The sequence below is a fragment of the Amycolatopsis sp. NPDC003865 genome, assembly GCF_053605345.1.
The window spans coordinates 121378-142886 of the sequence record NZ_JBSGJA010000001.1 but is presented as its reverse complement, the minus strand read 5'-3'; the positions used below and the strand labels follow the sequence as shown (position 1 = coordinate 142886).

The following is a 21509-nucleotide window of genomic DNA, read 5'->3' as shown; positions in this document are numbered from 1 at the left end:
TGTGTTCACGCTTGGCGGTATTTAGAGTGTCTGACGTTCGCTTCGTGAACACTAGGTTCGAAAACGGAGGACACCGATGTCCACACCGCCCGACGCCGCGGAGGCGGCCGTCCGCCCCGGCGCCCCGCACGGCCCGGACCCCGCGAAGGTGCGCGCCGCGGTCCGCGGCGGGACGCTCGCCTACTTCGTCGACCAGTTCGACATCTACCTGCCGATCGTCGTGCTGGCGCCGGCGACCGCGTACTTCCAGGCCGCGAACCTCAGCGCGAGCACGACGGCCCTGCTGGCGTCCCTGGTGTTCGCCTCGACGCTGATCGGCCGCCCGCTCGGCGCGGTCATCTTCGGCCACTTCGCCGACACGGTCGGCCGCAAGCGCACGACGCTGGTCGCGGTCGGCGGGTTCGGCACCATCACGCTGCTGACCGCGTGCCTGCCCGGCCACGAGACGATCGGGATGTGGTCGGTCGGCATCCTCATCGCCCTGCGGTTCGTCGACGGGATCTTCCTCGGCGGCGAGTACACGACCGCGGTGCCGCTGGCGATGGAGTGGAGCCCGAAGCACAAGCGCGGCCTCTACGCCTCGATCATCACGTCGACCTCGCCCGCCGCGTACGCGGTGATCGCCGCGATCACGCTGCTGATGCTGCAGCTGCTGCCCGCCGCCGGCCTGCACAGCGCCTACGTGCAGTGGGGCTGGCGGATCCCGTTCTTCGTCGGCGCGCTGCTGGCCGCGGTGCTCTTCCGCTACTACCTCAAGCAGGTCCACGAACCCCCGGCCCAGCTGACCGGCGAAAAGCACAAGCTCCCGTTCGTCCGGCTGCTGAAGAAGTACCCGCGGGCGCTGGGCCAGGTCTTCATCCTGATGACCGGCACGTGGCTGGCGACCAACATGGAAGCGGCCGTGACACCCGCGCAGCTGAAGGCGCACCTGGAGCTGTCCAGCAAAGAAGTCACGCTGACGATGCTGGTGATCAACGCGTCCGCCGCGCTGTCCTACCCGCTGTTCGGCATGCTCTCCCAGCGCATCGGGCGCCGGCCGTTCTACATCGGCTACGGCCTGGCGATGGTCGTGCTCGGCGCGGGTTCGTACACGCTGCTGATGGCTTCGGACGGCGGCTTCGGCGCGGCGCTCGGCTTCGGCGTGCTCATCGGCGTGTTCACCGTCGGCACGTTCGGCCCGATCGCGGCCTACCTGACCGAGCGGTTCCCGGCGAGCATCCGGTCGACCGGCTACGGCGTCGGCTACAGCCTCGCGCTGATCGCCCCGGCGTTCTACCAGTTCTACCTGCAGCGGTTCGACGGGTTCATGCCGGCGCACCTGGCACCCGGCGTCCTGATCGTCGTCGCCGGCCTGCTGATCAGCCTGGGTGGCTTCCTCGGCCCGGAGACCAAGGACGTCGACATGGCCGACGACAGCACGATCCCGAAACTGTCCTGAGTGGACGGTGTGGAAGTCGGGGGACTGGCGGCCGCCAACCCGGTGTGGGTCGGTTCTTCGGAGCTGACCATGACCCTCGAGGGGATCACCGCGTGCGTCGACGCGGGCGCCGGGGCGGTGGTGGCCAAGTCGGTGAACGAAAGCGCGGCGGCCCGGGAGCAGCTGGCCATCGCCGACTACGCCTTCGTTTCCGCCGACGGCGAGGTGCGGCCGCCGGGCGCGGGCCGGCCGGGCGACGGCCTGCTCAACCGGTCCGGGCTCGCGGCCGTACCCCTCGGCGACTGGCTGGCGATGCTGGCTTCCGCCGGTTCCCACGGCGCGGCGAAGGGGTGCCCGGTGATCGGCAGCATCACCCTGGGCGACCCGGCCGCGGCCGCGCGGATCGGCCGTGCGCTGGCTTCGGTGGTCCCGGCGGTCGAGCTGAACATCGGCGCCCCGCACGGCCGCGAGGCGCACGCGGTGCGGCAACTGACCGAAGCGGACGGGGTGGCCGAGGCGGTGCGGACCGTGCGGGCGGCCGTCGACGTGCCGCTGTTCGTGAAGCTGCCGGGCCAGGCATCGGACGTCGTCGCACTGGCCCGGGCGGCCCGCTCGGCCGGCGCCGACGCGGTCGGGCTGGTCGGCCGCTACCCGGGCTTCCTGCCCGATCTCGACGGCGGTTCGGTGCTCGGGTCCTGGGGCGCGTGGAGCTCACCGGGGTGCCTGCCGATGAGCCTTTACTGGATCAGCAAGGCTTTCCGGCAGCTCGACGTGCCCCTGATCGGGACCAACGGCGCCCGTACGGCCGCCGATGTCCTGCGGTTCCTCGCTTCCGGTGCCCGCGCGGTCGAAGTCGTGACGGCGTTGTGGACCGGCGGCCCCGCGGTGCTCCGGGAGCTGGTCGACGGCGTTTCCGGGGTCGGCGAGGACTTCGTCGGCAGCGCACTGGCCGGGACGCGCGAGTACGCGGACGTCGCGCCGCTGCCGTCACCGGCGTGGCTGCCCTACACGGCGCGCTGGAGGTCGTCGGGCCGGTAGTGCCCGCCCAGTTCGAGGGTCAGTTCGCGCGCGGTGTCGACCACGACCCGCAGCTCGGGCGTGTCGTCGCCCATCGACAGCGTGTTGTCCGGGCCCACGATCGCGATCGTGGCGCAGATGCCGTACTCGTCGAAGACCGGCGCCGCCACGGCCACTATCCCGGGCGTGCTCATCGCCGAGCAGTGCCCGACCTCGCGGACCCGGTCGACGTCGGCGCGCAGCTCGTCGCGCGCGGTGCCGGACAGGTTGCCGATCAGCCGTTCCATCGACAGCTGGTCGGCGTGGTAGGCGAGGAAGACCTTGCTCTGCGCGGTGTCCAGCGGCAGGTGGCTGCCCACCCGCACGGAGACGATGACGATCGTCGAGGCGTTCTCCTCGACCCGCGACACGACCGGGCCGGTGAGGCCCCACAGGCTGAGCACGACGCTGGTCTGCGTGGCGCGGGAGAGCGCCTGCATGTGCCGCGGCGCGAGGTTGACCACGCGGCGGTGCCCGATGGCGAACGCGCCGAGCTGCAGCAGCAGCCCACCGGGCACGTAGCCGCCGTCGTTGCTGCGCTCGAGCAGCCCGGCCGCGACCAGCGACGTGCAGTACCGGTACGCCGTCGTGCGGTTGAGACCGAGCCGCTCGGCGACCTCGGTGGCGGTGACTTCGGGCGTCGCGGGCTCGAACAGCGACAGGATCTGGCTGACCCGGCTCACCGCCTGGATGTCCGCCTGGTCCGCGCGGGCGTCCGGGGACCGCGTCGGTTTGGTCACGGGGGCCTCCGCCCGGAGTTGGTACGGCTGTTCACTTCGTGAACACAGGCTACCGGACCGGACGGAGGCCGACCCGGGTCAGCCGGCGAACCCCACGTACAGAAACGCCAGCACCGAACCGGGCCCGACGAGCAGGCAGATGCCCAGCCCGCCGAGCAGCGGCTCGTCGTCCCGGTACATCTTCACCATCAACCCGGCGGAAACCGCGATCGCGGCGACGAGCAGAGCCAATACGACAACCGACACCATCGAAAATCCTTCGCGCGCAGCAGTGGGCACGACGCCGGGCGCGGCGCCGTGGAACGGGTTCAGCTCGCGAAGGCAGGCGGAGCGCGGGTCGAGCGCGAAGTGGGGAGGGCGACGGCCCGGAGGACCGGACCGGGGGATTCGGCACGCCACCACGTCGGGACCGGAGCGGCGGTGGAGGTGGCCGGCGTGAGCGCCCACGGGACCGGGGTGGTGACCGGGCCGCGCGGGACGGCGGGCCGGACCGAGACGAGGTCGTGCGCCGGCGCGGTGGCCACCGCCGGGCCGCCGGGCGAGGACGACCACGGCTGGAGCGCCGGCGTCCCGCCGAAGAACAGCAGGACGGCAAGCAGCAACCCGAGGCGGCGGTACCGCCCCGGGTTGCTGTGCTGTCCGAATCGTCCGATGTGGTCAGGCTACCTCAGCCACCGCCGTAGGTGGCCTGCGTGACCGCGAAGACGTTGCGGTTGCCCGCGCCCTCCTGCAGCGACCACAGCAGGTCGGCGGCGGTGTCGTCCTCCCAGTAGGACAGGCTCTCGCCGCTGCCCACCCACGCGAACGTCGACGAGCCCGCCGAAGGCGTCCAGTAGTACAGCTGCTTCGAGCCGGACGAGTTGAACCACCAGCGCCCGTTGTGCGACGCCACGCCGTTCAGCTTGTACCACGGCAGCTGCAACGCCTGGCTCGCCGTCGTCGTGGCCGCGAACACGCCCGAGGAGTCGAACGGGTAGCGGATCGCCCGCGGCGCGCGGTTCGGGTAGTCCGTGCAGCCGGACGAGCAGGTGTACTCCGTCATCACGATCGACTTGCTCACCCGGTCCAGCGAAATCGACGACCACGCGAGGTTCGTGCCGGAGGTCGTCTTCGACGTGATCGTGCCCACCTGCGGCAGGACGTACGCGTAGTTGTGGGCGTAGTACGTGCTGCCGCTCTCGTGCCCGATCTGGTCGGCGGTGCCGCCGGTGTCGGTCTTGAGGATCTTCCGCATGTCGAAGACCCGCATGCCCTTGCCGGTGTCGGCGACGTAGAGGTAGTCGCCGTACCAGGAGACGCCGCCGGCGTGGATCGGGATGTCCTTGAAGTCCGGGGCCGCCGCCGTGCCGGTCGGCTCGACCAGCAGCACCTTGCGGTACTTGTTCGGGTAGGTGGCGTCCCAGTCGACCAGGGTGATCCGGCTGCGGGTCTGGCCGCCGTCGCAGCCGTCCTTGGTGTACCAGCTGACCACGACGAGCTGGTGCCCGTCGTAGTTGCCGCTGTTGGCCGTGCCGACCGCGTCCCGGCTGGTGGTGATGCCCTGCGGGTAGTTCGTGCAGTCGGAGTTGTCGCCGCTGTCGAACCGGAACCCGGTCGAGAGCCCGGCGACGGAGAACGACGACGGCAGCGCCGTGCGGTCGTGGTTGGCGTTGTCCATGACCGTGTGGACGGCCGCGGTGCCCAGCGTCGAGACGAGCGCCGAGTTGACCGCGTCGAACTGGTTGTAGTTCGCGGTCAGGGTGTACTGCGAGGCGGGCAGCGTGGTCGGCCCGGCCGCGGCGACGGCCGCGGGCGGCGCGGCGACCAGGCCCGCGAGGACGCCCGCCCCGACGGCGGCGTTCAGCAATCGGTGGCGCAATGACATGAGACCCCCAGTAGTCCGATCAATGCCCGGAACACGGTAGAACCGGGCGAGGTGAATGGGCAACAGCTTCTCGGTGAAAAGGGCAAGATCTTTTCGCGACGTCTCACATTGAGACCTGCGGGACCCGGGCGCCGTGCTGTGATCGCAGCCATGGAGCCCGAACCCGAACCCGGACCCGGCGAGCACCGCGTCTGCTTCGAGCGCGCGCTGGTGCCCGCCGGGTGGCAGATCGATTTCGAGGACGACGGCGCTACCAGCTCGACGGCACGTAAGCCCAGCCGAGGTAGTCGGAGCGCTGCGCGTACGTGCTCGTCTGGTACACCGTCGGGCCGGTGCTGATCGCGACGCCGCCGCCGAGCGCGAGCATGATGTGCCCGTTGCTGGTCGTGCTGGTGAAGAACACCGCCGCGCCGGCCGGGGCGACCGAACCGGTGTGGATGCGGCCGTTGTTCTTCTGCCACTGGTAGTGCGTGGTGGCCGAAGCGAACCGGCCGCTGGTGCCGAAGGCGCGTTCGACGAACAGCTCGCACTGGTTGTTCCAGTCGGTGTGGCCCAGGCGCGCCTTGGCGAACGCGATCGCGCTGTCGGCGCGCGGGTCCGCCGGGTACGCCGTGCCACCCGCCTTGAGGCCGTCGGTGTCGCAGTGCGGGACGCCGCTGACGAAGCCCTCGGTCCCGGTCTTGACGAACTCGTCCGGCACCCACAGGTTGTCGCTGGTGAAGTCCCAGATCTCGTCCGAGGCGGTGGCCTGGCAGACCACCGGCACCGAGGCGCCGGCCGGGTACTTGTCCGCCACGCTGCCCGCCGCGTCCGCCGCGTCGCCCTTGTGCGCGCGGCCGTTGAGGTCGGCCTTGGCCGGGTACGAGTGCGGGGTGGTGCACTGCGGGGCGACCATCGCCGTCGAGCCGGTCTTGACGTAGGCGTCCGGCACCCACAGGCCGTCGGTGGTCAGGTCCCAGATGCTGCTGCCGCCGTATTCCGGACCGGTGTCCTGGCACGCCAGCGTCACCGAGGTGCCCGCCGGGTACATGTTCGCGATACGCTGCTTGCCCACCGCGACGTCCGGGTCCTTGACGGTCCGACCGTCCACTGTGGTCGTGACGGGGTAGGCCGACGCGGCCTGGGCCGCGGGCGCGGCCAATCCGGTCAGTGCGACGCCAAGGCCGATCGTGGCCACCGCCGCCTTGAGTGTGGTTCTCACGTTTCCTCCATCGGGATGTCCGGTGGATCCTGGGCGCACGCCGTACAAGAGCCGTACAAGCCCGCTCGGCGGCCTAGTACTTTCCGCCTATCCCGGACTCCCCGAAGATCGGATGTGCGGGCGCGCGCGATCGGCGATCTTGGGTGCGGAACACCGACGTGAGGAGAATCCCATGCACCCGGCCGCCCTGATCGAAGGCCACGAACAGACCTGGTCGTGGCTGCTGCTCGGCCTGACCGGCGCCGTCCTGCTGGCCTTCGCCGTGCTGTTCCTGGCCGCGCTGGTCAGCATCCTCGGCTCGCGCCTCTCCGGCGGTATGAAGCTCGTCTGGGTGATCTTCGCCTTCTGCGCGCCGTTCCTGGGCAGCCTGCTGTGGTTCGCGATCGGCCGTCGCGACGCCCACGTCCCGGCGCGCCGGTGATCGTCGCGGAGGGGCTCGCGAAGACCTACCGCGGCGGCGCCGGTGTCGAGGACCTGTCCTTCACCGTCCGGCCCGGTGTGGTGACCGGCTTCCTGGGGCCCAACGGCGCCGGAAAGTCGACGACCATCCGGCTGATGCTCGGCCTGACCCGCGGCCGCGGCCGGACCACGTTCGGCGGCCGGGTCTACGCGGACGTCCCCGGTCCACTTCGGACGGTCGGCGTGCTCGCCGACGCCGCCGCCGTGCACCCGGCCCGGACGGCCGCCGCGCACCTGCGGATGGTCGCCGCGGGCGGTGGCGTGGGCGCCCGGCGCGTGCGGGAGGTCCTCGCGACCGTCGGCCTCGAGTCCGTCGCGGAGAAGCCCGCCGGCCGGTTCAGCCTCGGCATGAAGCAGCGGCTCGGCCTGGCCGCGGCGCTGCTCGGCGACCCGGAGTACCTGATCCTCGACGAGCCGGCCACCGGACTCGACCCCGAAGGCGTGCGGTGGATCCGCGACCTGCTGCGGCGGCTGGCGGGGGAGGGGCGGACGATCCTCGCGTCGTCGCACCTGCTGGCGGAGATGTCGCCGCTCGCCGACGACCTGATCGTCATCGGCGCGGGCCGGCTGGTCTCGGCCGGGCCGCTGGAAGAGTTCGTCCGGCGGCACGCCCGCGCCGACGTCGTGGTGCGCGCCGACCGGCCCAGCGCGCTGCTGGTCGCGCTGGCCCGCGACGGGCTGTGCGTGCGGCAGGAGGCCGCCGACCTGGTCGTCGAGACCGCCGATCCCGAGCGGGTGGCGGCGGTCGCCGGCCGGGCGGGTGTCGCGGTGCGGGAGCTGTACGTGCGGCGCAGCGGGCTCGAGGACGCCTTCCTCGCCGCGACCGCGGCCGCCGTCCGGCACCGGGGGGAGCTGCCGTGAAGCACGCGCTGGCCTACGAATGGGCGCGGGCCCGCTCGCTGCGGTCGACGTGGCTGCTGCTCGCGGGTGCGGGGGTGCTGCAGTTCGCGTCGGGGCTGTACTGGGGCCGCAACCGCGACCTCGGCACGCTCGACGCGTTCACCTCGGCGTTCGGGCTGGTCGACCGGCTCGGCGCGCTGCTGGTCGCGGCCGTCGGGATCGCCGCGTTCGGGCTCGACCACCAGCACGGCACCCTCGCGGCCACCCGGCTGGTGCTGCGCTCGCCGTCCCGCATCGTCGCCGCGCGGGCCCTGGTCACCGCCGGGCTCGCGCTGCTGGGCGGGGTGCTGATGGTGGTGCTGACCGCCGCCGGCGTGCTGGCCGGCGGAGGCGCCCTGCCTGCCGGCGCGGGGGCGGCAGGCAGGGCGGCGGCACCGGTGCTGCCGCTGACCGTCCTTTCCGGACTCGCCGGGGTCGCGCTCGGCGGGCTGCTGCGGCACACCGGGCTCGCCGTCGGCGTGTTCGCGGTGTGGACGTTCGTCGTGGAGACGACGCTGTCCGCGCTCGGCGACGTGCCGGTGACCGCGCTGCCCTTCGTCGGCACGGCCTTGTTCGCGCTGCCGGGGACGGCCGTGTTCGGCGGCCTGGTCCTCTTCGCGCTGGGCGCGACGACGTTCACCCTGGCTCGCCGTGACGGGTGATCCGGCGCGCCCTAACCTGTACGCGATGAAGCGATGGCTGAGCTGGTGGGACGGCCGCGTCGTCCTGCTCGCGCTCGACGTCGCGGTGGCGGCGGGCACGATCGCGTTCAGCCTGGCCGGCGGCGACCCGCGCGACCCGCACCCGGCGCTCTACGTCCCCGCGGTGGTCGTTTCCGGACTGGCGCTGCTGGCCCGGCGTCGGTGGCCGTTCCCGGTGCTGGTGGTCGCCGCGCTGTGCCTGCTGGCCGACGTGACGCTGCTGCCGGTAACCATCGCGACGTACTCGGTCGCGGCCCGGCACGGCGTCAGCTGGTGGACCGGTGCCGCGGCCGTCGTCGCCGGCGTGACCGGCAACGCCTTAGGCCTGCTGCGGCAGCCGGCCGACCTCATGATGGTCACCCTTGTACTGGGGTTCTTCGTGCTGGGCCCGGTGCTGGCCGGGCTGTGGATGCACCAGCGCGCGGCGCTGCTGGCCGTGCTGCGCGACCGCGCGGAGGAGGCCGAGCGGACCCGGACGCTGCTGGCCGACCAAGCCGTTTTCGCCGAGCGGCGGCGGATCGCGCGCGAGATGCACGACGTCGTCGCCCACCGCGTGACCGCGGTCGCGCTGCAGGCGGGCGCGCTGTCGCTGCGGGCGCCGGACGAAAAGACGGAGCAGGCCGCCGAGACGATCCGGGCCACCAGCGCGACCGCGCTCGACGAACTGCGCGGCATCCTGCGCGTGCTGCGCGACGACGCCCCGTCCCCGGACACGGGGCCGGGCGTGCTCGCCTCGCTCGAAGATCTCGTGGCGGAGGTCGCCGCGACCGGGGCGCGGGTCGAGCTGACGCTGCCGGACCCGCTGCCCGCGGTGCCCGACCAGATCGGCCGGGCCGTCTACCGGGTGGTGCAGGAGTCGTTGACCAACGCGGGGAAGCACGCGCCGCACGCGGCCGTCGACGTCCGGCTCGCCGTCACCGGGGAGCGGCTGGCGGTCGAGGTGACCAACCGGCTGACCCCGCACGGCAGCGCCGTGCTTGGGTCCGGCTACGGGCTGGTGGGCATGCGCGAACGCGTCGAGCTGGCCGGGGGCGACCTGCGCACCGGCCCGACGGGCGACGGCCGGTTCCGGGTGTCGGCGGGGTTCCCGGTCGGGGAGGGCGTGTGACGGTCAAGGTCGTGCTGCTGGAGGACGAGGAACTGGTCCGCAGCGGGATCCGGATGATCCTCGAGTCGGCCGACGACGTCGAGGTCGTCGCCGAGGACACCAACGGCGCCCGCGCGGTCGAGCTGACCGACCGGCACCGGCCGGACGTGGTGCTGACCGACGTCCAGATGCCGAAGGTGGACGGCATCGAGGTGGTGCGCCGGCTCGCGGCGCACCCGGCGGCGCCGGCGGTGGTGGTGCTGACGACGTTCGACGTCGACGAGTACGTCTACGCGGCACTGCGCCACGGCGCGGCGGGTTTCCTGCTGAAGGACACCCCACCGCGGGAGCTGGTCAACGCGGTCCGCGTGGCGGCCCGCGGCGAAGCGATGCTGTCGCCGAAGATCACGAAGCGGTTGTTGACGGATTTCGCCTCCGGGGGCGGGAGTGCGCGCGCCCGCGCGCGGCTGGCGGTGCTGACGCCCCGGGAGCACGACGTGGCCGTCCACATCGGACGCGGGTTGAGCAACGCGGAGATCGCTCGTTCGCTGGTGGTGAGCGAGTCGACGGTGAAGGTCCACATCGGACACATCATGGCCAAGCTGGAGGCGGCCAACCGCACCCAGGTGGCGCTGCTGGTCCACGACGCCGGCTTGACCTAGCGCGTCGCCCGGCGCTCGAGGATCTTCAGCGACTGCTCGCACCAGCGGAGGTTCTCCCGCTCGAAGGCCAGCCCGCGCATCAGCGTCAGGTACGGCCCCACCCGCTCGGCCCCGGCCAGGTAGTCGCCCTCGAAGCGGCCGTCCAGCAGGCCCGCCCGCAGCCGCTCGTACCGGGCGATCTTCGTCTCCGCGCGCGTCATCCGCTCGTCCAGCGCGCGGCGGACCGCCGCCACGTCGCCGTCGTCGACCGCTTGCACCTGGACGAGCAGCTCGTCACGGATCACGCCCGGGCGCGGGGCCCGCGCGGTGAACTCGCGCAGGGCCTGCCGTCCGGCCTCCGTCAGCGCGTAGAGGCGCTTGTCCGGACGCTTCTCCTGGTGGACCACGCGGGCGCGGACCAGGCCGTCCGCCGCCATCGCGTCCAGTTCGCGGTAGAGCTGCTGGGGTGTCGCGGGCCAGAAGTTCGCCACCGACGCGTCGAACACCTTCGCCAGGTCGTAGCCCGAGGCCTCGCCCTCCAGCAGCGCCGCCATCAGCGCGTGGCGCAGCGACCTACTCACTTAGTTGAGTGCTTCGCGCTGGATCTGATCGAACTGCGCGGCCATCGCTGCGGACAACGCCTGCGCGGCCGACAGCGGCCGGACCATCACCGTGAACTCGTCGATCAGCCCGTCGGCGTCGAAGTGCAGGAAGTCGCAGCCTTCGACGCGGGTGTCCCCGATCCGGGCCTCGAAGACGAGCGCGTGGTCCCGGCCTTCGCCGCCGCTGAGCTCGCGCACGTACCGGAAGTCCTCGAACACCCGCAGCACGCCGCGCAGGATGGCGGCCGTGATCGCCTTGCCGGGGTAGGGCTTGAACGCCACCGGGCTGCGGAACACGACGTTCTCCGCCAGCGTCGCGGCCATGGCCTCGGGGTCACGGGCCTCGACGGCCTTCCGGAAGCTGCTCATGCCTCACCTCATCTAATCAATTAGTTGAGTAAAGGCTACTACGGTCGCGCGGGTGGCGCCGGGCCACCCGCGCGACCGCCGTCACGACCGGGCCAGCCAGTCGGCCAGCTTCGTCTCCGCGAGCCGCGCGCCCGGCCCGGGCAGGAGGTCCTCCGCGCCCGGTACCGCGCCGAAGTACGGCGCCCGCGGGTCGCTGACCACCTCGCGGGGGTCCTGGCGGGCCGCCAGCACGGTGCGGACCCACTCGTCGAGGCCGAAGACCTCCGGGCCGGCGATCTCGGCGATGCCGCCGGCCGGCTGCCCGGCCGCGGTCCGGGCGACCGCCGCGGACACCTCGGCCGCCGCCATCGGCTGGACGCCCGCGCCCGGCAGGCGCACCACGCCGTCGGTCGTCGACGTATCCGCGATCCCGCCCGCGAACTCGAAGAACTGCGTCGCGCGCACGATCGAGTACGGCAGGCCCGATTCCCCGATCAGCCGCTCCTGGGCGACCTTCGCGCGGAAGTAGCCGACGCCCGGTTGCCGGTCGGTGCCCACCACCGACAGCGCGACGTAGTGCGTGACACCCGCTTCCCGCGCCGCGGCGACGAGATTCCCCGTCGAGCTGCGGAAGAAGCGCAGCACGTCGTCGTCGGCGAACGACGGCGAGTTCGACACGTCGATCACGGTGTCCGCGCCCTGCAGCACCTCCTTCAGCCCTTCGCCGGTCACGGTGTCCACACCGGTGCTGGGGGCGGCGGCGACCGCCTCGTGGCCGTGCTCGGCCAGCCGGGTGACCACGTTCGTGCCGATCAGGCCGGTTCCGCCGATGACGACGACCTTCATGTCCGTTCCCTCCGCTCGGCGCCCGCCCGGACGGCCCGGGGGAGGTGCGCACCAGTCAAGACAAGACAGCGCTCTCGTTCGTGACAACCGGCGGTGGATACGCTGCGGGAGCCGAGCGGACGGGAGGCCCGCGCATGGGAGAGCTCGACGACGCGGCCGCCGTCTTCGCGGACGTCCGGCCGCGCCTGTTCGGCATCGCCTACCGCATGCTGGGCAGCGTCCTCGACGCGGAAGACCTGCTCCAGGACGTGTGGCTGCGCTGGCAGGCCAGTGACCGGGCCGCGGTGCGCACCCCGGCGGCCTACCTCGCGACGACGACCACGCGCCTGGCGATCAACGCGACCAAGACGGCCCACGCGCGCCGCGAGACCTACGCCGGCCCGTGGCTGCCGGAGCCCGTCGACACCTCGGCCGACCCGCAGCTGGGTGCGGAGCGGGGTGCCGCGCTGGAGCTCGCGGTGCTGCTCCTGCTGGAGAAGCTGACGCCCACCGAGCGCGCGGCGTACGTGCTGCGCGAAGCGTTCGGCTACCCGTACGGCGAGATCGCCGAGATCGTGCGGACGAGCGAGGCGGCGGCCCGCCAGCTGGTCAGCCGCGCGCGCAAGCACCTCGCGGCGGACCGGCGCACCCCGGCCGCTCCTGCCGAGCAGCGGCGGCTCCTCACGGCGTTCGTCACCGCCGCCCGGGAAGGTGACTTGTCGACACTGGAGGAGCTGTTCGCGGCCGACGTGATCAGCTACGCCGACGGCGGTGGCGTGGCACGCGCGTCGCGCATCCCGGTCCGCGGCGCGACGACGGTGGCGAAGTACGTCCGCGCGTTCAAGGACCGCTTCTGGGCCGGCGTCACGGTGACCCCGGCGTCCGTCAACGGCGCGCACGCGGTGCTGCTGTCCCGCGACGGCGAGGTGTTCACGGTGCTGACGGTGACCGCCTCGGCCGAGGGCATCGACCAGGTGCTGTGGATGATGAACCCCGGCAAGCTCACGGCGGTCGCCGCCGTATAACGCCCTACACGCTCGCGCGCCGCGGCTCGTACTTCGCCCGCAACGCCTTCTTGTCCGGCTTCCCGAGCCCGGTCATCGGCAGCGACTCGGCGATGATCACCTGCTTCGGCACGTGCACGGGTCCCTTCCGCTCCCGCACCGACGCCTGGATCTCGGCCGTCAGCCGCTCGACCGCGGCGTCGTCGGCGGCCGCGTCCGAGCGCAGCACGACCACGGCCGTCACCGCTTCGCCCCACTTCTCGTCCGGGGTGCCGATCACGCCCACCTGCGCGATCGCCGGGTGCTCGGCGACGACGTCCTCCACCTCGCGGGGGAACACGTTGAACCCGCCCGTCACGATCATGTCCTTGACGCGGTCGACGATGAACCAGAAGCCGTCTTCGTCCTCGCGGGCGACGTCGCCCGTGTGCAGCCAGCCGTCGCGGAACGTCTCCGCCGTCACCTCCGGCAGGTTCCAGTACCCGGCCGCCAGCAGCGGGCCGGCCACGCAGATCTCGCCGGGTTCGCCGGGCGCCACCGGGTTGCCGTCGGCGTCGAGCAACGCCGTGCGCAGGAACGCCGACGGACGCCCGCACGAGGACAGCCGCGCGTCGTCGTGGTCGCCCTTGGCGAGGTAGCTGATCGCCATCGGGGCCTCGGACTGGCCGTAGTACTGCGCGAAGATCGGCCCGAACCGGTCGATCGCCTCGCGCAGGCGCACCGGGTTGATCGACGCGGCGCCGTAGTACACCGTCTGCAGCGACGACAGGTCGCGCGTGCGCGAGTCGGGGTGGTCCATCAGGGCGTAGAGCATCGTCGGCACCAGCATGGTGGCCGTGATCCGCTCCTCCTCGATGATCCGCAGGACGTCGGCGGGGTCGAACTTCGGCACGACGACCAGTGAGCCGCCCTTCAGCAGCGTCGGCGCGAAGAACGCCGCGCCCGCGTGGGAAAGCGGGGTGCAGATGAGGAACTTCGGTGCCTCCGGCCACTCCCACTCGGCGAGCTGGATCTGGGTCATGGTCGCCATCGCCTGCGCCGTGCCCATGACGCCCTTGGGCTTGCCGGTCGTCCCGCCGGTGTAGGTGATCGACACGACCTGGTCCGGCGGCAGCGCGGCGGGCTCGAGCGGGCCCGGCTCGAACTTCGCGGCGGTCGCGGTGAGGTCGTGCCCGACGTGGGCCAGTGGCTCGGGCACCGGCCCGATGGTCAGCACCCGCGTGAGGCCGGGGACCTTCTCGAGCAGGCCGACCGCCCGCTCGACGAACATCGGCACCGGGTCGATGATCAGCGTGGTGATACCGGCGTCGCCGAGGATGTAGGCGTGGTCGTCGAGCGAGCCCAGCGGGTGCAGCGCGGTCCGCCGCGAGCCCTGCAGCTGGCCGGCCGCGATGATCAGCAGGACCTCGGGGCGGTTCAGCGACAGCAGGGCCACCGCCGCGCCCGTGCCGGCCCCGAGCTCCTCGAAGGCCTGGGCGTACTGGCTGACCTGCTCGGCGGTCCCGGCCCCGGTCATCGTCGTCTCGCCCAGCGTCATCACCGGCGCGTCCCGGTGGCGCTTCAGGGCGGAGACGACCAGATGCCCGAGGTGGTTCGGATACCGCATCGTCGATTCGCCCATCGGAGTCCCTTCCCCGCCGCCTGACTAGAACACGTTATAGTTCTATGCGCTGAACCGAGTTGACGCAAGTGCTTGTGCGCGACGCGGGGAAGGGAACAAGTTTCACCGCCTGGCCGTGGATCATCGGGCCGTCGTAGACCCGCGCATCGGTTGTACAGCGTTCGCATATGTCGTCGGCCGCAACGCGGACCGAGCTGCTCGTGGACAACGACCGTCCACAGTGGACAAGGGCAACGGCCGCCCGGCGGGCCGGGACGAAACGGCGCCGGAGTGCTCAGTCGCCTGACAAGACGGGGGTGCGGGACACTCACCGCGGAAGAAAATGGGCTTTCGGTGCCGAAACCTTGCGCCGGGCCTCTCGTTGGACGACTATCGCGTGACGTTCTGCACGTGCAAGCGCACGGGCGAAGGGGGTGTTGGTGACCGAGGTGGCACCGGCGGTGGCCGGGACGGCGGACGTCCCGAGCGACGCGGTCTTGATCCAGGCGGTGCGCGGCGGGGACCTCGCCGCGTACGGCAGGCTCTACGACCGGCACCTGGTCGCGGCCCGCCGGGTGGCGGCCGCGATCGCGTCCGGCGAAGCCGAACGGGAAGACCTCATCGCCGAAGGATTCACCCGCGTGCTGCGGATTCTGCGCGCGGGGGAGGGGCCGGACGAAGAATTCCGGCCCTATCTGCTGACGACGATCCGGAACACGATGATCAGCTGGCGCCGGCGCGACTCGGCGGTCTCACTGGTCGCCGAGGTTCCGGACGTGCTGCCGAGTGCGGGCAGCGACGAGCCCGTGGACAGCCGGCTGCACGGCAGCGTCGCCGCGGGCGCGTTCGCGAGCCTGCCGGAGCGGTGGCGGACCGTGCTGTGGCGCACGGAGATCGAGGGCGAGTCGCCCGCCCGGATCGCCCAGGACCTCGGCATGACGCCCAACAGCGTCGCGGCCCTGGCCTACCGCGCCCGGGAGGGGCTGCGGCAGGCCTACCTGGACCAGCACGTGCCCGAGGCCCGGCGCCGCACCTGCAAGGTCGTCTCCGGCCAGCTCGCCCGGTGGGTGCGCGACGGCGTCGGGGACCACAAGGGCCACCGGATCGCGCTGCACCTGGACCGCTGCGCGGACTGCCGGAAGCTGGCCACCGGGCTCAAGGAGCTCAACGCGGAGCTGCCCGCCACCGTCGCCCCGCTCATCCTCGGCATCCCGGTCGTGACGCACTGGCTGACCACCGGCGGAACCGTCGCCTCGTCCGGCGTCGCCGCCGGCACGGGTGCCTCCGCCCTGTCGTGGGCCACCGCGGCGAAGATAGCCGCCGCGAGCGCGGCGCTGGTGACGACGGTGACGATCGGCGCGGGCACGTCCAGCGAGGCGCCGCACGCGGTGCCCGGCGGCGAGGGCACGACCGCCCAGCAGACCGGCACGCCGGGCGCCGCGCGGACCCCGGTCCCGGCCGGGGCGCCGTCCGGCGAGGCCCCGCCGGCTTCGGGCTCGCCGACGACCTCCATGTCGGCCACCCCGGGTGCCTCCGGTGCCGAGACGACCGGCGAGCAGCAGCCCGGCAAGTCCGGGCAGGCGGGCACCCCGGCGAGCCCCTCGAAACCCGCGGTGGCGGCAGACCCCGAGAAGGGCAAGCCGACGACGCAGGCGGGCAAGCGCCAGAACGAGTCGAAGACCCACCCGGCGAAGCCGGAGAAGACGAAGGAGCCCCAGGGCTGACCCGGCCCCGCGCGGGGCCGGGTCAGCCGCTCAGCAGGGCTGCAGCAGCCAGCAGAGCCGGTACTTCGCCTGGTAGGTGGCGGAAGTCGCCGGGGCGACGATGTTCTGCGTCCGCGCCCCGCCGTGCGCCCAGCTCGAGAAGGCGTACTTGAGGTTGAGCGGCGGCAGGTTCTGCGGGCTGTCCGCGCTGATCGAGTTCGTCGAACCGGCGATCACCGTGCGGGAGAACGGTGTCCGCTGCTGCGTCCCGCCGACCGTCAGCAGGGCCTGGTCGGGGCTGGACGTGAAGTTCAGCGTCACCGTCTTCGGCTGCAGGTCGATCGTCTTCGTCCCGGTGCGGCCCGTCGAGTCCGTCGCCGTCACCGAGAGCTGCAGGTAGGACGGGTACTCGTGGTCCGGCGCGACGAACGTGCCCGACGCGACGCCCGGGAAGTCCTGGACGTTGTGCGTGTGGCAGGTGCCGTTGGCCGCGCAGTGCCGGATCGCGAGCCGCCACGACAGCGCCGAAGCCGGCAGCTCGCCGTCCTGCGCGTCGATCGCGCGGCCGGAGAACGCGATGGTCTGCCCCACCGACCAGGTCAGCGACGCGGCGGGCGTGTCGATGACCGGGACCGGGTCCAGCCCGGCCGGGGTTCCGACGGTCACGCGGACCGTCGTGGTGGCCGTGGCGCCGTGGGAGTCGGTCACCCGCAGCCCGGCGTCGACCGCGGCGGCCGTCGTGTAGGTCCACGCCGGCCGGGCGGCCGCCGAGTCGTCGTAGGCGCCGTCGGCGTCGAGGTCCCAGGCGTAGGACAGCACGTCCCCGGCGTCCGGATCGGTGGACCCGGTGCCGTCGAACTGCACGGTCAGCGGGGCGGGCCCGCTCGACGGCGTCGCCGTGGCGGCGGCGACCGGCGGCCGGTTGGTACCGCCCGGGTAGCTCACGCGACGCAGCTCGCCGCTGCCCAGCGCGACGTAGAACAGGTCACCGCCGGGTCCGGTGAGCACCTGCACCGGCGTGCTCGCGCCGGTCACGAACGGCACCAGCAGGCTCGGGCTCGGCTGGCCGTTCGCCGTCTGCATCGCCCAGATGCACCCGCGCGACGAGTCGGCGAAGAACAGCGCGCCGGCGTACGCGGCGGGGTAGTTGCTGCCCGACTCGAACGCGATGCCGCTGATCGACGAACCGCCGGTCGGGCACGGGTCGCTCGCGACGACCTTGGCGTTGTGGTTGTAGGCGTAGAACGGCGCGGTCTGCCCGCCGGCGGCGTACAGCGATTCGCAGCGGTCGAGGTTGGCGCCGTCGTAGCCGGCTTGGCGCGCGGTGCCTTCGAAGCACGGCCAGCCGAAGTTCTCCGCCACCGCGTCGCCGGCGTTCGCCACGCGGTTGATCTCTTCCCAGGTGTTCCAGCCGACGTCGCCGGCCCACAGCTCGCCGGTCCCCGGCCGGAACCCGAACCGGAACTGGTTGCGCGCGCCGTAGGCGATCACGCGCCGGGCGTTGGCGTCGGAGCTGCTCGCGAAGGGGTTGCCGGGCAAGCCGTCGCCGGTGTCGGGGTCGATGCGCAGCAGCGTGCCGTTGAGCAGCACGGGTTGCCCGGCCGCGCGGCGCGGGGACTGCGACCGCAGCGCGCCGCCTTCGGCGTTCGGCGGGGTCAGGTTGGTCCCGGCGGGGGAGGGCGGATCGGCGCAGGCGTTCCCGGTCTGGCCGTAGTCGGCGTAGTTGAAGCTGGCGCCGTCGCCGCCGCCCGCGTACAGGGCGCCGTCCGGGCCGAAGGCCAGCGCGCCCACCGAGTGGCTGGGGAACTGCTGGCACCAGCCGGTGACGAGCGGCTTTTCGCTGACGGCGGTGCCGTCCGGGCCCATGGTGAGCCGGGAGACCCGGCCGGTGACCACGCAGCCCTGGTCGGTCGCGCCGGGCGGCGTCGGGCACGTGTCGCCCCACCGCGGCGCGGTGCCGCCGGGGACGGCGTCGAGGGTGTAGGAGACGTAGACGTACGGCCGGGCGGGGAACGCCGGGTCGACGGCGAGCCCGAGCAGGCCGCGGTCCCAGAAGTCCTGGGTCGGCGTCCGCAGGTCGGCGAACACCGTCGCCGTCGGGTCGGCGAGGGAGTCGAAAACCTTGACCAGGCCGCTCTTCTCCGCGACGAACACGCGGCCGTCGGGGGCGAACGCCGCGGCGGTCGGCGAGGTCAGGCCGCCGATCGCGACGGTGTCGGCGAAGCCGGTGGGCACGGCGGCGGCGGGTGCCGCGACGGCCACCGCCAGTGCGCCGGCGAGCGGGACGACGACCGCCGCGGCGAGGGTGCGGCGCGATCTTCGGGGGAACCTGAAAGGCATCACGAGGACTCCTGGTGCGCGGGGACCGGACCGTCCCCTATGGCGCCGGAAGCCGGATAGTTGTTACATCGCGACGGAAAATGCACACGAACCGCTCAGCCGCGGTCGAGCCACTCCTGCAAGAGGGCGCGCTCCGCGGCGGTGAGCGTCGGCGGCTCCGGCGGGATGGCGGGCGGGGCCGGTGCGCCGGTCAGGATCCGGGCGGCCACGGCGTCGTACATCGCGTCGGCGAGGCCTTCGGCGGGGCGGGCCAGCAGCGTGAGCACCGCGCCCGTGCCGGCCGCGTGGATCAGCTCGACGGCGAGGGGCTCGGGGACGCGGAGCCGGCCGGCTTCGGCGACCCGGCGTACCCGGGCGCGCAGCACCGCGAGGCCCGCCTCGGCCGCCGGGGACTCCCGGCCCGGCGTCACGAGCAGGCCGAACAGGGCCGGGTTGGCGAGGCCGAAGCCGATGTGCGCGGCCCAGCCCGTCCGGAGGTCTTCGACCGGATCGCTGTCTTCGTTGGGCTTCTTCTCGCTGACGTACGCGGCGAGAACGTGCTCGGCGACGGCGTCGAGCAGTGCGTCCTTGTCCTCGAAGAACCGGTAGAGCGCGGGCGCCTGCAGGCCGGCGGCCCGCGCGACCGCGCGGATGGTGAGCGCGGCCGCGCCTTCGTCGTGCAGGAGCCGCGCGGCGGTGTCGAGGATGCGCGTCCGCGTCTCGCTCCGGTCCTTCGCCATGGTTCCGATGATAACTCATAGTTGCTATCACTGGTGCTAACGTGGTTAATATCGATGGTAACCAATCGAAGGGTCGGACCATGATCGTGATCACCGGGGGAACCGGCAAGCTGGGTTCCCGGATCGTCGAGGAGCTGCTCCGGCGCGTGCCGGCCGAGCGGGTCGGCGTCAGTGTGCGGGAGCCCGGCCGGGCTGCCGGTCTCGCCGGACGCGGGGTGCGGGTCCGGCGTGGCGACTTCGCCGATCCGGAGTCGCTTGCCCACGCGTTCGAAGGCGCTTCCCAGGTGCTCGTCGTCTCGACGGACGAAACGGGGGAAGCGGCCTTGGGGCACCATGTCGCGGCGATCGACGCCGCGCGGGACGCGGGTGCCGAGCGCGTGCTCTACACGAGCCACCAGGCGGCGGCCGAAGACTCGCTGTTCGCGCCGATGCCCGACCACGCCGCGACCGAGCGGCACCTGGCGGCGGGGCCGTACACGGCGCTGCGCAACGGGTTCTACGCGAGCACTGTGCCGTTGCTGGTGGGGCAGGCGCGGGAGACCGGTGAGCTGGTCGCGCCCGCCGACGGGCCCGTGTCGTGGACCGCGCACGCCGATCTCGCCGAAGCCGCGGCGGTCGTCCTGGCCGACGAAGGGCGGTTCGACGGCGCGACGCCGCCGCTGACCGCGCCGGTCGCGTACGACCTGTCGGAGGTGGCGGAGATGCTGGGCGACCTCACCGGCCGCACGATCCGCCGGGTGGTCGTGGACGACGACGAGTGGGTGGCCGGCCTGGTCGGGCACGGCGTCCCGGAAGACCGGGCCGCGTTGCTGCTCGGCATGTTCCGCGCCGCCCGTCGCGGCGAGTTCGCCGTCACCGGTCCGGACCTCGAAGACCTGCTCGGACGGCCCGCCACGCCACTGCGAACCCTGATCGGGTGATCACTATGCACTCCGGCTATACACGTCGTGTACAGTTCGGCCCATGTCGATCGGACACACCCTGCTCGGGTTGCTGGAGAACGGGCCGCGCCACGGCTACGACCTGAAGCGCGCCTACGACGACCGGTTCGGGCACGACCGGCGCGTCCACTACGGCCAGGTCTATTCGACCTTGGCCCGGCTGCTGAAGCAGGGACTCGTCGAGGCCGACGGCACCGAGGCGGGCGGCGGGCCGGAGCGGAAGCGGTACGCGATCACCGAGGCCGGGGTCGCCGACGTCGGCACGTGGCTGGCGACCCCGGAGAAACCCGAGGCGTACCTGCAGAACACGCTGTACACGAAGGTGGTGCTCGCGCTGCTGTCCGGCCGCCCGGCCGCCGACGTCCTCGACGTCCAGCGCACGGCCCACCTCGACGCGATGCGCGAGCTGACCCGCCGCAAGACCGGCGGCGACCTGGTCGACCAGCTGGTCTGCGACCACGCGCTGTTCCACCTGGAGGCCGACCTCCGCTGGCTGGAGCTGACCACCGCCCGGCTCGACCAGCTGGCGGAGGAGGTCGCGTGAGCACCGTGCTGCTGGAGGCGGCCGGCGTCCGGAAGGCGTACGGGCCCACGGACGCGTTGACGGCGGCGAGCCTGCGGGTGTGCGCCGGCGAGGTCGTGGCGCTGATGGGGCCGTCCGGGGCGGGCAAGTCGACGCTGCTGCACTGCCTGGCCGGGATCGTCCGGCCGGACGAGGGCACGGTCCGCTACCAGGGCGAGGACCTCGCGGCGCTGACGGACCGCGCGCGGTCGGCGTTGCGCCGCACCGACTTCGGGTTCGTGTTCCAGTTCGGCCAGCTCGTCCCCGAGCTGACGTGCCTCGAGAACGTGGCCCTGCCACTGCGGTTGAACGGGGAGCGCGGCCGGGCGTCGGCCCGCCGGGCGCGCGAGATGCTGGCCGAGCTCGGGCTGGAGGGCATCGCCGGCCGCAGCCCGGGCGAGGTGTCGGGCGGGCAGGGCCAGCGTGTCGCGGTAGCGCGGGCTCTGGTGACGGGCCCGCGGGTGGTGTTCGCCGACGAGCCGACGGGAGCACTGGATTCCCTGAACGGCGAGCAGGTGATGCAGCTGCTGACCACGGCGGCCCGCGAGCGCGAAGCGGCGGTGGTGCTGGTAACGCACGAACCCCGGGTCGCGGCGTATTCGGACCGCGAAGTCGTGGTGCGGGACGGGCGTACCCGCGAGCTGGAGGTGATCCGGTGACGGGGTCACAAGGCCTGGAAGAGGCCGGCCGGGGCCGGGGTGAGGTGGCCGTGCCGCGGCAGTTCGGCGGTGGTGGCGGGGTGCGGGGTGCGGCGGTGGTGTCGCGGGTGCCCGGCGGTGGTGGCGGGGTGCGGGGTGCGGCGGTGGTGTCGCGGGTGCCC

The 21509-nt window shown here is 72.8% G+C and carries 23 protein-coding genes; 12 read left to right on the top strand and 11 right to left on the bottom strand.

Features of this window, described 5'->3' with window-relative positions; translation table 11 throughout:
• Nucleotides 1-76 precede the first annotated feature (76 nt).
• Nucleotides 77-1438, top strand: coding sequence for an MFS transporter (locus ACWEVP_RS00765; RefSeq protein ID WP_452060523.1), 1362 nt, complete (start codon nt 77-79; stop codon nt 1436-1438).
• Nucleotides 1439-2455, top strand: a complete 1017-nt coding sequence (locus ACWEVP_RS00760; protein ID WP_452060522.1) for a dihydroorotate dehydrogenase — start codon at nt 1439-1441, stop codon at nt 2453-2455.
• On the opposite strand, the gene ACWEVP_RS00755 is transcribed toward ACWEVP_RS00760, so the two are convergent.
• The 5 genes from ACWEVP_RS00755 to ACWEVP_RS00735 form a co-directional block, all read right to left on the bottom strand.
• The gene (locus ACWEVP_RS00755; protein WP_452060521.1) at nt 2422-3213 is read right to left on the bottom strand and encodes an IclR family transcriptional regulator; all 792 of its coding nucleotides are present in this window, start codon (nt 3211-3213) and stop codon (nt 2422-2424) included. The genes ACWEVP_RS00760 and ACWEVP_RS00755 overlap by 34 nt on opposite strands.
• A 78-nt stretch (nt 3214-3291) precedes the next feature.
• Entirely contained in the window at nt 3292-3462 is a 171-nt protein-coding gene (locus ACWEVP_RS00750; protein ID WP_452060520.1) for a hypothetical protein, read from the bottom strand.
• Between the two features lie 59 nt (nt 3463-3521).
• Nucleotides 3522-3815, bottom strand: a complete 294-nt coding sequence (locus ACWEVP_RS00745; protein WP_452060519.1) for a hypothetical protein — start codon at nt 3813-3815, stop codon at nt 3522-3524.
• Nucleotides 3816-3880: 65 nt separating this feature from the next.
• Nucleotides 3881-5077 (bottom strand): hypothetical protein, encoded by a 1197-nt coding sequence (locus tag ACWEVP_RS00740; protein ID WP_452060518.1) that lies wholly within the window; start codon nt 5075-5077, stop codon nt 3881-3883.
• 250 nt (nt 5078-5327) lie between these two features.
• Nucleotides 5328-6278: a hypothetical protein gene (locus tag ACWEVP_RS00735; RefSeq protein WP_452060517.1), complete on the bottom strand. Its 951-nt coding sequence runs from the start codon at nt 6276-6278 to the stop codon at nt 5328-5330.
• A 172-nt stretch (nt 6279-6450) separates the two neighbouring features.
• On the opposite strand from ACWEVP_RS00735, the gene ACWEVP_RS00730 reads away from it, so the two are divergent.
• The 5 genes from ACWEVP_RS00730 to ACWEVP_RS00710 are packed head-to-tail and all read left to right on the top strand — an operon-like array spanning nt 6451 to nt 10066.
• Entirely contained in the window at nt 6451-6699 is a 249-nt protein-coding gene (locus ACWEVP_RS00730) for a PLD nuclease N-terminal domain-containing protein (RefSeq protein WP_452060516.1), read from the top strand.
• Nucleotides 6696-7598, top strand: coding sequence for an ABC transporter ATP-binding protein (locus tag ACWEVP_RS00725; RefSeq protein WP_452060515.1), 903 nt, complete (start codon nt 6696-6698; stop codon nt 7596-7598). The genes ACWEVP_RS00730 and ACWEVP_RS00725 overlap by 4 nt, the downstream gene beginning before the upstream one ends.
• Entirely contained in the window at nt 7595-8278 is a 684-nt protein-coding gene (locus ACWEVP_RS00720; protein ID WP_452060514.1) for a hypothetical protein, read from the top strand. Before ACWEVP_RS00725 ends, ACWEVP_RS00720 begins: the two co-directional genes overlap by 4 nt.
• A gap of 25 nt (nt 8279-8303) precedes the next feature.
• Nucleotides 8304-9425 carry a sensor histidine kinase gene (locus tag ACWEVP_RS00715; RefSeq protein WP_452060513.1) on the top strand — a complete coding sequence of 374 codons (1122 nt, stop codon included), beginning with the start codon at nt 8304-8306 and terminating at the stop codon, nt 9423-9425.
• Nucleotides 9422-10066, top strand: a complete 645-nt coding sequence (locus ACWEVP_RS00710; protein WP_452060512.1) for a response regulator — start codon at nt 9422-9424, stop codon at nt 10064-10066. The genes ACWEVP_RS00715 and ACWEVP_RS00710 overlap by 4 nt, the downstream gene beginning before the upstream one ends.
• On the opposite strand, the gene ACWEVP_RS00705 is transcribed toward ACWEVP_RS00710, so the two are convergent.
• The 3 genes from ACWEVP_RS00705 to ACWEVP_RS00695 all read right to left on the bottom strand — a co-directional run bounded on the left by ACWEVP_RS00705 (nt 10063) and on the right by ACWEVP_RS00695 (nt 11841).
• Complete coding sequence (locus ACWEVP_RS00705) at nt 10063-10599, bottom strand: PadR family transcriptional regulator (RefSeq protein ID WP_452061303.1); 537 nt, start codon at nt 10597-10599, stop codon at nt 10063-10065. The two genes, ACWEVP_RS00710 and ACWEVP_RS00705, sit on opposite strands and share 4 nt — an antisense overlap.
• A gap of 27 nt (nt 10600-10626) precedes the next feature.
• Entirely contained in the window at nt 10627-11016 is a 390-nt protein-coding gene (locus ACWEVP_RS00700; RefSeq protein ID WP_452060511.1) for a nuclear transport factor 2 family protein, read from the bottom strand.
• Nucleotides 11017-11097: 81 nt separating this feature from the next.
• The gene (locus ACWEVP_RS00695) at nt 11098-11841 is read right to left on the bottom strand and encodes an SDR family oxidoreductase (RefSeq protein WP_452060510.1); all 744 of its coding nucleotides are present in this window, start codon (nt 11839-11841) and stop codon (nt 11098-11100) included.
• 134 nt (nt 11842-11975) lie between these two features.
• On the opposite strand from ACWEVP_RS00695, the gene ACWEVP_RS00690 reads away from it, so the two are divergent.
• The gene (locus ACWEVP_RS00690; RefSeq protein ID WP_452060509.1) at nt 11976-12845 is read left to right on the top strand and encodes an RNA polymerase sigma-70 factor; all 870 of its coding nucleotides are present in this window, start codon (nt 11976-11978) and stop codon (nt 12843-12845) included.
• Between the two features lie 4 nt (nt 12846-12849).
• Here the strand turns inward: ACWEVP_RS00690 and fadD8 are convergent, their stop codons facing one another.
• The gene (gene fadD8 / locus ACWEVP_RS00685) at nt 12850-14445 is read right to left on the bottom strand and encodes a fatty-acid--CoA ligase FadD8 (protein WP_452060508.1); all 1596 of its coding nucleotides are present in this window, start codon (nt 14443-14445) and stop codon (nt 12850-12852) included.
• A gap of 419 nt (nt 14446-14864) precedes the next feature.
• On the opposite strand from fadD8, the gene ACWEVP_RS00680 reads away from it, so the two are divergent.
• Nucleotides 14865-16148 carry a sigma-70 family RNA polymerase sigma factor gene (locus tag ACWEVP_RS00680; RefSeq protein WP_452060507.1) on the top strand — a complete coding sequence of 428 codons (1284 nt, stop codon included), beginning with the start codon at nt 14865-14867 and terminating at the stop codon, nt 16146-16148.
• Nucleotides 16149-16178: 30 nt separating this feature from the next.
• Here ACWEVP_RS00680 and ACWEVP_RS00675 read toward each other — a convergent pair whose 3' ends face one another.
• Together ACWEVP_RS00675 and ACWEVP_RS00670 are read right to left on the bottom strand one after the other, a co-directional pair.
• The gene (locus ACWEVP_RS00675) at nt 16179-18467 is read right to left on the bottom strand and encodes a PQQ-dependent sugar dehydrogenase (protein WP_452060506.1); all 2289 of its coding nucleotides are present in this window, start codon (nt 18465-18467) and stop codon (nt 16179-16181) included.
• Between the two features lie 95 nt (nt 18468-18562).
• Nucleotides 18563-19186 carry a TetR/AcrR family transcriptional regulator gene (locus ACWEVP_RS00670; RefSeq protein ID WP_452060505.1) on the bottom strand — a complete coding sequence of 208 codons (624 nt, stop codon included), beginning with the start codon at nt 19184-19186 and terminating at the stop codon, nt 18563-18565.
• Nucleotides 19187-19266: 80 nt separating this feature from the next.
• On the opposite strand from ACWEVP_RS00670, the gene ACWEVP_RS00665 reads away from it, so the two are divergent.
• From ACWEVP_RS00665 to ACWEVP_RS00655, 3 genes are read left to right on the top strand one after another with little or no spacing between them, the layout of a single operon-like run.
• A complete protein-coding gene (locus tag ACWEVP_RS00665) occupies nt 19267-20106 on the top strand; it encodes an NmrA family NAD(P)-binding protein (RefSeq protein ID WP_452060504.1) in 840 nt (279 codons plus the stop codon).
• A 43-nt stretch (nt 20107-20149) separates the two neighbouring features.
• Nucleotides 20150-20671, top strand: coding sequence for a PadR family transcriptional regulator (locus ACWEVP_RS00660; protein ID WP_372666310.1), 522 nt, complete (start codon nt 20150-20152; stop codon nt 20669-20671).
• Complete coding sequence (locus ACWEVP_RS00655) at nt 20668-21348, top strand: ABC transporter ATP-binding protein (protein WP_452060503.1); 681 nt, start codon at nt 20668-20670, stop codon at nt 21346-21348. Before ACWEVP_RS00660 ends, ACWEVP_RS00655 begins: the two co-directional genes overlap by 4 nt.
• Nucleotides 21349-21509 lie beyond the last annotated feature (161 nt).